Source organism: Streptomyces sp. NPDC036815, from assembly GCF_055609205.1.
This window is the reverse complement of the sequence record NZ_JBVJPW010000021.1, coordinates 142,612-153,188: the sequence shown is the minus strand read 5'-3', so window position 1 is coordinate 153,188 and position 10,577 is coordinate 142,612. Positions and strand designations below refer to the sequence as shown.

8 protein-coding genes and 5 tRNA genes are annotated in these 10,577 nt (G+C 70.4%); 3 read left to right on the top strand and 10 right to left on the bottom strand.

The window, feature by feature from the left end:
• Window positions 1–272 precede the first annotated feature (272 nt).
• Window positions 273–758, bottom strand: a complete 486-nt coding sequence (locus ACZ69I_RS31820; protein ID WP_467671718.1) for a DUF4188 domain-containing protein — start codon at window positions 756–758, stop codon at window positions 273–275.
• A 104-nt stretch (window positions 759–862) separates the two neighbouring features.
• Between ACZ69I_RS31820 and ACZ69I_RS31815 the strand changes: the two genes are divergently transcribed.
• Window positions 863–1,519, top strand: a complete 657-nt coding sequence (locus ACZ69I_RS31815) for a MerR family transcriptional regulator (RefSeq protein ID WP_470836031.1) — start codon at window positions 863–865, stop codon at window positions 1,517–1,519.
• A gap of 42 nt (window positions 1,520–1,561) precedes the next feature.
• Here ACZ69I_RS31815 and ACZ69I_RS31810 read toward each other — a convergent pair.
• The 9 genes from ACZ69I_RS31810 to ACZ69I_RS31770 form a co-directional block, all read right to left on the bottom strand.
• Window positions 1,562–1,634: transfer RNA gene (locus tag ACZ69I_RS31810), tRNA-Glu, on the bottom strand.
• A gap of 54 nt (window positions 1,635–1,688) precedes the next feature.
• Window positions 1,689–1,760, bottom strand: a tRNA-Gln gene (locus ACZ69I_RS31805).
• Between the two features lie 31 nt (window positions 1,761–1,791).
• Window positions 1,792–1,864 (bottom strand) — tRNA-Glu (locus ACZ69I_RS31800).
• Window positions 1,865–1,926: 62 nt separating this feature from the next.
• Window positions 1,927–1,999 (bottom strand) — tRNA-Glu (locus ACZ69I_RS31795).
• A 55-nt stretch (window positions 2,000–2,054) separates the two neighbouring features.
• A tRNA-Gln gene (locus ACZ69I_RS31790) sits at window positions 2,055–2,126 on the bottom strand.
• 87 nt (window positions 2,127–2,213) lie between these two features.
• Complete coding sequence (locus ACZ69I_RS31785; RefSeq protein WP_467671714.1) at window positions 2,214–2,942, bottom strand: HAD family hydrolase; 729 nt, start codon at window positions 2,940–2,942, stop codon at window positions 2,214–2,216.
• A gap of 70 nt (window positions 2,943–3,012) precedes the next feature.
• Window positions 3,013–4,491, bottom strand: coding sequence for a glutamate--tRNA ligase (gene gltX, locus ACZ69I_RS31780; protein WP_470836029.1), 1,479 nt, complete (start codon window positions 4,489–4,491; stop codon window positions 3,013–3,015).
• Window positions 4,484–5,260 (bottom strand): fumarylacetoacetate hydrolase family protein, encoded by a 777-nt coding sequence (locus tag ACZ69I_RS31775; protein WP_467671710.1) that lies wholly within the window; start codon window positions 5,258–5,260, stop codon window positions 4,484–4,486. The genes gltX and ACZ69I_RS31775 overlap by 8 nt, the downstream gene beginning before the upstream one ends.
• A 152-nt stretch (window positions 5,261–5,412) precedes the next feature.
• The gene (locus ACZ69I_RS31770; RefSeq protein WP_467671708.1) at window positions 5,413–5,613 is read right to left on the bottom strand and encodes a hypothetical protein; all 201 of its coding nucleotides are present in this window, start codon (window positions 5,611–5,613) and stop codon (window positions 5,413–5,415) included.
• Between the two features lie 573 nt (window positions 5,614–6,186).
• Between ACZ69I_RS31770 and ACZ69I_RS31765 the strand changes: the two genes are divergently transcribed.
• Both ACZ69I_RS31765 and ACZ69I_RS31760 read left to right on the top strand, forming a co-directional pair.
• The gene (locus ACZ69I_RS31765) at window positions 6,187–10,113 is read left to right on the top strand and encodes a sensor histidine kinase (protein WP_470836027.1); all 3,927 of its coding nucleotides are present in this window, start codon (window positions 6,187–6,189) and stop codon (window positions 10,111–10,113) included.
• A gap of 9 nt (window positions 10,114–10,122) precedes the next feature.
• Window positions 10,123–10,536 carry a roadblock/LC7 domain-containing protein gene (locus ACZ69I_RS31760; protein ID WP_030787430.1) on the top strand — a complete coding sequence of 138 codons (414 nt, stop codon included), beginning with the start codon at window positions 10,123–10,125 and terminating at the stop codon, window positions 10,534–10,536.
• The last annotated feature ends 41 nt before the right edge of the window (window positions 10,537–10,577 follow it).

The window sequence follows — 10,577 nt, the reverse complement described above, 5'->3', positions numbered from 1 at the left end:
GACAATCGCAGTCGGCCTGTCAGCCCCATCGACACCAGACCATCGCCCTCCGCAAACAGCTAGATATCCGCATACCCCAGGTGAAAACGACCTCTCAGAGCCTGTCTTTGAACCCCCGCCTGCGCCCCGACGCCCGGCACGCCCGCTCGGCGCACGGAGTCCAAGGACAGGTGGCTCCGCCACATGACCTTGGACTCCGCACACCGATCGCACGCACCGACCGCCGCTGCGCCCGCGCTCCGCGCGGACGACGGGGGTTCAAAGACAGGCTCTCAGACCGTCCGCAGGCGTTCGGCCGCCCGGTCCCCGCGGCGCCCGACCGGGACCACGTTGGTCGCCTCGCCCAGGCCGAACCTCGGCATGTTGATGTACACCGCCTCGTGGGCGCCCGCCGGCACGACGAACGTCTCGTGCCAGAACCCGACCTTCCCCCTGCCCTCCTTGAGGCGGCGGTTGAAGGCCGCCCACGCGGGCCGGTGCTCCTTGTCCTGGTTCGTGGAGTACGCGAGGAGCTTCTCCTGCGACTCCCAGTACTGCACCACGTACAGCAGGCGCGGCGCCCCGATGAGCAGCCGGTAGCCCAGCATCCCGCTCTTCTCGTCCTGGGAGAGCTCCCTGAGCATGCGCGGCATCGCCCGGAAGAGGGGCCACCAGCTGCGGACGGCGCGGAAGTTGTTGATGCGCATCCCGATGTGGAAGACGATCACCTCTCCTTCCTCTTCGGCGGTCATGCGCCCATCGATCGGCTTGTCGCCCATGGCGTTCCCCTTGCTCGACCCGTGACCGGAGGTTGGATAGCTCCACTATCCATGCTTGGATAGTGCCACTCTCCAAAGAGGGGCGCAAGAGGAGGCACGAACCGATGAGACTGGCGGAGCTGAGCCGGCACAGCGGGGTCCCCACGGCCACGATCAAGTACTACCTGCGCGAGGGCCTGGTGCCGCCCGGCCGACGGGTGACCGCGACGCAGTCCGAGTACGACGACGCCCACCTGGAGCGGCTCCGGCTGGTGCGGGCCCTGGTCCAGGTCGGCCGGGTGCCGATCGCGTCGGCGCGCGACGTGCTGACCGCCCTGGAGGACGAGTCCCTCGACCACAACTCCCGGCTGGGGACGGCGGTGGGGGCGCTGCCGCACGGCCCGGAACCGGCCGAGGACGACGCGTCGGACGCGGCGGCGCACCACACCGTGAACGCGCTTCTCGCACAGCTCGGTTGGGAGCACGCGCAGCGCTACACGGACGAGTCGCCGCCCTACCGGATGCTGGTGACCGCGGTCGCCACGCTGACCCGGCTCGGATATCCGTGCGCCGCCGAGGACTTGGCGCCCTACGCACGCGCGGGGAGTCAACTGGCCGAGAGCGACCTGGACTTGATCGAGCGGTACGAGTCGCCCGACCGGCAGCTGGAGGCGGCCGTCGCCCTCACGGTGCTGTACGAGCCGGTGCTGCTGAGCCTGCGCCGCATCGCGCAGGCCGAGGAGTCCTACCGGCGCTTCGGGGAGCGGGAGACCGGGGAATGACGAAGGGGCCCTCCCTGACGGGAAGGCCCCTTGCCGTTCTTGTACCCCCGACCGGATTCGAACCGGCGCTACCGCCTTGAGAGGGCGGCGTGCTAGGCCGCTACACAACGGGGGCCTGGATCTTGCGACGTCACGTACCACGTGGCGGATTCACAACATCATTACTGCGCTGGGCTACCAGGACTCGAACCTAAACTAACGGAACCAGAAACCGTCGTGCTGCCAATTACACCATAGCCCAATGTGGTCTAGACCAGGTCTAGGACCTACAGTACCCCCGACCGGATTCGAACCGGCGCTACCGCCTTGAGAGGGCGGCGTGCTAGGCCGCTACACAACGGGGGCCCTAGCGATCCTGCATCAGTGACAGTGGGTGCGACCCGATCTGTCCCCGCGGGAAGGATCTGTACCCCCGACCGGATTCGAACCGGCGCTACCGCCTTGAGAGGGCGGCGTGCTAGGCCGCTACACAACGGGGGCTTTGCGGATGCTGTGCCATTGAACGACACCCGCGGTTGCAGATGAGCTCTGCGAGCTGGCCTACCAGGACTCGAACCTAGACTAACGGAACCAGAAACCGTCGTGCTGCCAATTACACCATAGGCCATCAAAACTCAACCCCTTGCGGGGGTTTTGTTTGATGTGCGCTTCCCGACCGGACCTTTCGGCCCTCTCGGGCGGCGCAGGAAGAACATTACCCGAAGGTGGACGGCGCTCCAAAACGGGTATCCGCACGCAGCAGCGCGGGGAGCTCGGAGAGGCGCGAGATGCGGTGCACGCCCGACGGGCCGTCCTCGGTCGCGCCGTTGCGGTCGAGCCAGATGCCGAGCAGACCGGCGTCCCGGGCGCCTCGGGCGTCGATGTCCGGCTGGTCACCGACGTAGGCGATCTCGGCGGGTTCGAGCCGCAGCGTCGTGCAGACCGCGCGGAAGGCCTCCGCGGCGGGCTTGGAGAAGCCGAGGTCGGCGGCGCACAGGACCGCCTCGAAGCGGCCGCGGATGCCGAGGACCGTCAGCTTGCGGTCCTGGACGACCAGCGCGGAGTTGGACAGCACCGCGTGCCGGTAGTCGCCCGCGAGGGCGTCCAGGGTCGGGAGGGTGTCGGGGAAGAGGGACCAGGCCGACTCGTAGTGACCGACGTAACGCGTGAACCAGGCGTCGGCGTCGGGGTCGGACAGCGCCTGGTTGTCGAGGAAGTCCCGCACGCGGTCGCGGCGCTGCTGCTCGAAGGCGACCTCACCGGCCCCGAAGCGGGCCCAGTGCCGCTCCGTGAGCCGCCGCCACAGGACCAGGGCGCGCTCGGCGGACTCGTACCGCTCCAGGAGGCCCTCGGCGGTCAGGTGGGCCCGCATGCCGGCGCTGTCGGCCCGCGCGTAGTCGAAGATCGTGTCATCTATGTCCCAGACCACGGCTTTGATCGGCATGTCTTCGACGGTAGGCGAAGGACCCGGGAGCCGTCATGGCTTCCGGGTCCTTCGGGGCTCGCGCGTGCGGTCAGGCGGTGAGCTTCGCCAGGGCCGCGTCGATGCGGTTCAGCGTCTTCTCCTTGCCCAGGATCTCCAGGGACTCGAAGAGGGGCAGGCCGATCGTGCGGCCGGTGACGGCGACGCGGACCGGGGCCTGGGCCTTGCCGAGCTTCAGGCCGTGCTCCTCGCCGGCGGCCAGGACGGCCTCCTTGAGGGAGTCGGGGGAGGTCCAGTCGGCCGCCTCCAGCTTGGCGCGGGCCGTGCGCAGAAGGGCGTCGCAGCCCTCCTTCATGGCCTTCGTCCAGGACGGCTCGTCGAAGACCGGCTCCGCGCGGAACAGGAAGTCCACGTTGTCGGTGATCTCGGAGAGGACCTTCAGACGGGTCTGCGCGTGCGGCGCGATGGCCGCCCAGGCCGCCTCGTCGAACTCCTCGGGGGCCCAGTTGGCGTGCGGGGCGCGCAGCCAGGGCTCGCAGGCCTCGGCGAAGGTCTTCACGTCCAGCATGCGGATGTGGTCGGCGTTGATCGCCTCGGCCTTCTTCAGGTCGAAGCGGGCCGGGTTCGGGTTCACGTCCGCCACGTCGAACTTCGCGACCATGTCGTCGATCGAGAAGACGTCCTGGTCCGCGGAGAACGACCAGCCCAGGAGGGACAGGTAGTTGAGGAGGCCCTCGGGGAGGAAGCCGCGCTCGCGGTAGACGTTCAGGGACGCCTGCGGGTCGCGCTTGGAGAGCTTCTTGTTGCCCTCGCCCATGACGTACGGGAGGTGGCCGAACTCGGGGATCGTCCGGGCGACGCCGAGCTCGATCAGCGCCTTGTAGAGCGCGATCTGGCGCGGGGTGGAGGACAGCAGGTCCTCGCCGCGCAGCACGTGCGTGATCTCCATCAGGGCGTCGTCGACCGGGTTGACCAGCGTGTACAGCGGGGCGCCGTTGGCGCGCACGATGCCGTAGTCGGTGACGTTCTCCGCCTGGACGGTGATCTCGCCGCGGACCAGGTCGACGAAGGTGGTGGCCTCGTCGGGCATCCGGAAGCGGACGATGTGGCTGCGGCCCTCCGCCTCGTACGCCTGCTTCTGCTCGGCGGTGAGGTCGCGGCAGTGGCCGTCGTAGCCGGAGGGCTTGCCGGCGGCGCGGGCGGCCTCGCGGCGGGTGTCCAGCTCCTCGGTGGTGCAGTAGCACGGGTAGGCGTGGCCGGCCGCGATGAGCTTCTCGGCGACGTCCTTGTAGATGTCCATGCGCTGCGACTGGCGGTACGGCGCGTGCGGGCCGCCGACCTCGGGGCCCTCGTCCCAGTCGAAGCCCAGCCAGCGCATCGAGTCGAGCAGCTGCTCGTAGGACTCCTCCGAGTCGCGAGCCGCGTCGGTGTCCTCGATGCGGAAGACCAGGGTGCCCTCGTTGTGCCGGGCGTAGGCCCAGTTGAAGAGGGCGGTGCGGACCAGTCCCACGTGGGGGTTGCCGGTCGGCGAGGGACAGAACCGTACGCGTACGGGGGTCGCGTTAGCCACGCTTGATCACCTTGTTGGTGAGAGTGCCGATGCCTTCGATGGAGACGGCGACCTCGTCGCCGACGTTGAGGGGCCCGACGCCGGCCGGGGTGCCCGTGAGGATGACGTCGCCGGGGAGCAGCGTCATGGCCTCGGAGATGTTGACGATCAGGTCCTCGATGGAGTGGACCATCTCGCTGGTGCGGCCCAGCTGGCGCTGCTGGCCGTTGACCGTGCACTGGATGGTGAGGTCGGCCGGGTCGAGCTCGGTCTCCACCCAGGGGCCGAGCGGGCAGGCGCTGTCGAAGCCCTTGGCCCTGGCCCACTGCTTCTCGCGGCGCTGGACGTCACGCGCGGTGACGTCGTTGGCGCAGGTGTAGCCGAAGATCACGTCCTTGACCCGCTCGCGCGGGACCTCGCGGCACATGCGGCCGATGACCACGGCCAGCTCGGCCTCGTGGTGCAGCTCCTCGGAGAACGAGGGGTACGTGATGGCGTCGCCGGAGCCGACCAGCGAGGTGGAGGGCTTCAGGAACGCGAACGGGACGTCGGGCACCTCGTTGCCGAGCTCCGCCGCGTGCTCCTGGTAGTTGCGGCCGAAGGCCACGATCTTGTTCGGGAGCACCGGCGGCAGCAGGCGCACCTTGCTGAGCGGGACCTTGGTGCCGGACAGCTCGAAATCGGCGTAGGGAATGCCTTTGATGATGTCGAGGACGAGCCCGTCTGGGCCCTCCCCCTCGACTACGCCGTAGCCGACATTGCCGTCGATGGAGAACCTGGCGATGCGCACGCTCTAGCCTCTTGGGGTGGTTGCGGAGTGACACCCCAGGCTAACGCGGGGGCCTGCGGCCTGCTGACGACGTTGGTCCCGGTGGGCCCGTGGCTTCGGTTGCCGCCCGTCGCCGCTGCGCGGCTCGTCCTCAAACGCCGGACGGGCTGGAACTACACGCCCGTCGGGACCGCGGTCTCCGGGGCGTCCATCAGGATCGTGCGCTTCGGGTTGGCCGTCTGGGTCGGGAGGTCGACCGTGTGCTCCGGCTGTTCGGGGGCGGCCTGGAACTCGTCCGCGTCCGTGAGGTGCGCGAGAGTGGTGCGGCGCGGGTTGGCTATGTTGCGGAACATCGTGGACTTCACAGTCTTCATCTGCTGTTCGGACCTCGTCGGTTGGGGCGTCGCACTGCGGACGCGATTGTCGGATTCGCCATCCCTGTAAAGCGTCAGGCTAAACATCCAATTCCCGGCCAAAGTCCGGAAGACGCCATGATCTTCGTGTGAGTTTGCTCACGAGCGAGCCGACAAATGGGTCAATTCAGGCCCAGGGTGAGGCAGTTGGAAACGGACATTGCGCCACTGAAGGCACCATTCCGCTCCTGATCATGAACACTGGGACACCCCCCACCGGCAGGAGCTTTGTGGGGATGAGTCCGTTATTTACTAGATCACTTTCTACGTCTCGTGACTCCGCACTCACAACGCGTCACGTACGTGGCGGCGCGACACACGGGCCTTGTTGGAGATCCGGCACTGTGCTGGAATTCCCGGGACCGCCGCGGGATCGAACCGGCGCGCAGGGGCGCAACGCAGCGCCGAGTGGCGGCGGGAAGGGGGAGCAGCGCCGGTCACTCACGACCACCCATGGGGCGCTCGCCGCCCCAAGACGCCGACACCGTCCCGCCGTTATCCGGCAGGACGCCTGGTCCAGAGGTTGCGACGCTAGTGCAGGGACGTTTCAAGAGGGATGGCAAGGGGTCTCCCCAGGCCGACCACGGCCGAGGAAGTGCTCCGGCGGAGCCGGAGCGCGGCTCCGCGCCCCAGCACGCCCAGAGCCCCGGACCGGGCACGCCCGGCGACACCGGCCCCGGAGCCGCGCGCCAGGGCACGAAGGGGAGCGGCACGGCGGCCGCCCCGGCCAAGGGCAAGGGCAAGGGTTCGGCCGGCACGAAGTCGCCCACCGGGCCCGGCTCGCGAATAGCCCTGCGCAACTGGCGCATCTCCACCCGACTGGTCTCACTGCTCGCGCTCCCCGTGATCACGGCGACCTCGCTCGGTGCGCTCCGCATCACCTCGTCCATGGACGAGATCGAGCAGCTCGACAACATGAAGCTGCTGACCGAGATGACCAAGCAGGCCACCGAGCTGGCCGCGGCGCTCCAGGAGGAGCGCGACAAGTCGGCGGGCCCCCTCGCCCACGACGCGAACGCCTCGGACTACACGGTCAAGGGCGCGCGCCAGAAGACCGACCGGGTCTACAAGAACTTCCTGCAGGGCACCCAGGACCTCAACGACACCGACGGCGAGAAGGGCCTTCTCGGCGTCCGGCACAGCGCGGTCCAGATCACCCAGCAGCTCCAGGGCATCAGCGACGTCCGCAAGAAGGCGTTCACCGCCGAGGGCTCGACCTCGCAGACCGTCGAGGCCTACAGCCAGCTCGTCGAGCAGCTGCTCAAGCTCTCGCAGGACATGGCGCAGGCGACGAGCAACCCGGACATGATCCAGCGCACGCGCTCGCTGGCCGCCTTCTCCTCGGCCAAGGAGTACGCCTCCGTACAGCGCGCGATCATCGCCGCGGCCCTGCCGCCGAACGACAGCCAGTACGGCAAGATCTCCGAGACCGACCGCACCTTCGGCCTCAGCGCCAACGAGAAGGAGCGCTCGGAGCTCCAGACGTTCAGCAAGATCTACGCGGGCAACGCCGGTGAGCTGACCAAGCCCATCGACGGCGGCAACCCCGCAGTCAAGTCCGCCAACGAGTACGCCAAGCGCGTGCTCGAACAGGAAGGCGGCATCAAGCTCCAGGACAAGCGGTCGTACAAGGACTGGGTCGACGCCGACAGCACCAAGATCGAGGCGATGTCCCGGATCGAGCTGACGCTGCTCGGCGAGATGGAGCAGAAGGCGCGCGAGCTGCGCAACGAGTCGGAGCAGTCGGCCATCCTCAACGGTGTGCTGATCCTGCTCGTGCTCGGCGTCTCGCTCGTCGGCGCGTTCGTCGTCGCCCGGTCCATGATCCGCTCGCTGCGCCGGCTGCAGGACACCGCGACCAAGGTCGCCCAGGACCGCCTGCCCGAGCTGGTCAAGCAGCTCTCGGAGTCGGACCCGCAGGACGTCGACACCTCCGTCGAGTCCGTCGGTGTGCACTCCAGGGACGAGATCGGCCAGGTGGCCGCGGCCTTCGACGACGTGCACCGCGAGGCCGTCCGCCTCGCCGCCGAGCAGGCCCTCCTGCGGGGCAACGTCAACGCGATGTTCACCAACCTCTCGCGGCGTTCGCAGGGCCTCATCCAGCGCCAGCTCTCGCTCATCTCCGAGCTGGAGTCGCGCGAGGCCGACCCGGACCAGCTGTCCTCGCTGTTCAAGCTCGACCACCTCGCGACCCGCATGCGCCGTAACGGCGAGAACCTCCTCGTCCTCGCCGGTGAGGAGCCGGGCCGCCGCTGGACCCGGCCCGTCCCCCTCGTCGACGTGCTGCGTGCCGCCGCGTCCGAGGTGGAGCAGTACGAGCGCATCGAGCTCTCCTCGGTCCCCGCGACCGAGGTCGCCGGGCGCGTCGTCAACGACCTCGTGCACCTCCTCGCCGAGCTCCTCGAGAACGCGACGTCCTTCTCCTCGCCGCAGACCAAGGTCAAGGTCACCGGTCACGCGCTGCCCGACGGCCGCGTGCTGATCGAGATCCACGACACCGGCATCGGCCTCTCCCCCGAGGACCTGGCGGCGATCAACGAGCGGCTCGCCTCGCCGCCCACCGTGGACGTCTCGGTCTCGCGCCGCATGGGTCTGTTCGTGGTCGGCCGTCTGTCGCAGCGCCACGGCATCCGCATCCAGCTCCGCCCGTCCGACTCCGGTGGCACGACCGCGCTGGTCATGCTCCCCGTCGACGTCGCCCAAGGCGGCAAGAAGGTGCCGGGCAAGCCCGGTGCGCCCACCCCGACCGGTGGTCCCGCGGCGGCTCAGGCCGCCGCGGGTGCCGCCGCCGCGCGACGCGGTGTCGGCGCGGGCAACAACGCTCCCGGTCTGACCGGCGGCCCCGGCCGCGGCGGTCCCGGTGGCGGTGGCCAGGGCGGCCCCGGGCTGCTCGGTGCCGGTGCGCCCCGCCAGCAGGTCGCGGGCTCCGGTCCGCGGGCGGCGCTGCCTTCGCGGGACGGGGGCCAGGGTCAGGGTCTTGGTCAGGGCCAGGGTCAGGGACCTGGGCAGCGACCGGGTCAGGGTCAGGCGCCCGGTCAGGGTCAGGGCCAGGGTGGCCCCGGCCAGGGTCAGGGTCAGGGTCGTCCGCCGCTCGTCCCGCAGGGCGGTCGCGGCTCCAACGCGCCGCAGCCTCCGGTGCCCCAGCAGCGTACGAACGCCATGAACCCCCCGGCCGAATCCGGTGCGGGCAACGACCGGACCGGCCAGGGCCGCAGGCCCCAGCTGCCGCCGCGCGGCGGCCCCCGGGCCGAGCTGCCCGGCGGCAACCCCGCGCCGAGCGCTCCGGGCGGTTACGCCGGTCCGCGCGTGCCCAGCTGGAGCGACGAGAACGCGCAGCCGCAGGTCGCGCGCGAGCCCTTCGACACCCCGCGCGGGCACGAAGAGCCCGAGTCGACCGGCCAGTTCCCCCAGCACGGGGCCGACGACCGGCAGGGACCCGGCTCCACCGCCGAGTTCCCCCGCCCGGACTTCGACGGGCCGCCGCCCGGCACGCCCGCGCCGCAGGACGAGGGGTCCACCGGCCAGTTCGTCCGCTCGGACGTCTTCGGCGGCCAGAGCAGCGGTCCCGGCAACGGTCAGCCGTCCCCTCGGCCCGCGGCTCCGAACGGCCAGAACGACTTCCGCCAGGACCAGCAGCAGAGTCAGCAGCAGGGGCAGCAGCACCAGAGCCAGGGCAACGCCCCGGTCCAGCGCGGCAACCGGGAGATGCCCGACTACACCGTGCCGCGTCCGCCGGCCCCGCGCCGCGGCCAGGGCGACCCCCACCAGGGCGGCCCCCAGCAGCCCCAGGCCCCGCAGCAGCCCCAGGCCCCGCAGCAGCCGCAGCACTCCCAGCCGCCGCAGCCCGTCGAGCCCGAGGCCCTGCCGCCCGCCGCCGGTCCCGGCGACGGACGGACGCCGCTGTACGACACGCTGGAGACCAACTGGTTCCAGCAGCAGCAGAACCAGCAGGCCGCACAGCAGCAGGAGCAGCACAACCAGCAGGCCGCGTACCCGGAGCAGCAGGGCGGGCGGGCCCCCGAGGCCGCGCCGCACCGCGCCCCGGAGCCGCCGCGCCACCAGGCTCCCGAGCCGCCGCAGCGTCCGCTGCCCTCGCGCCCGCAGCGCCAGGACCCGGCCGCCGCGCCCGTGCCCGCGGCCGGGGACGGCGGAACCAACGGCAGCGGCGCGCCCGGCAACTGGCGCTCCTCCCCCAATGACGAGCTGGGCCGCCAGGCCGAGCGCGTCCGGCAGCCGTCCGCGGGCGGCGTCACCACATCCGGTCTGCCGCGCCGCGTCCCGCGGGCCAACCTGGTCGCGGGCACGGCCCAGCAGCAGCAGGACAGCACAGGTCCGCAGGTCTCGCGTGCGCCCGAAGAGGTACGCGGCCGGCTGACGAATCTCCGTCGGGGCATCCAGCAGGGTCGCCAGGCCGGTACCGGCCAGACCGGCAGTTTCCCCACTCACCAGCAGGAGCGTTAGTTGAGTCCGATGAGCCAGGCTGCACAGAATCTGAACTGGTTGATCACCAACTTCGTGGACAACACCCCCGGGGTGTCCCACACGGTCGTGGTCTCCGCCGACGGCCTCCTTCTGGCGATGTCCGAAGGCTTCCCCCGCGACCGGGCCGACCAGCTCGCCGCGGTCGCCTCCGGCCTGACCTCCCTCACGGCCGGGGCCTCCCGGATCTTCGAGGGCGGCACCGTCACACAGACGGTGGTGGAGATGGAGCGGGGGTTCCTCTTCATCATGTCCGTCTCCGACGGCTCGTCCCTCGCGGTGCTCGCGCACCCCGAGTGCGACATCGGCCTCGTCGGGTACGAGATGGCGCTCCTCGTCGACCGCGCGGGCGCCGTCCTGACCCCGGACCTCCGCGCCGAGCTGCAGGGCAGCCTGCTCCACTAGCCCGAGCACGCTCCGAAGTCTTCATCCCCTTCGGCCGCCCC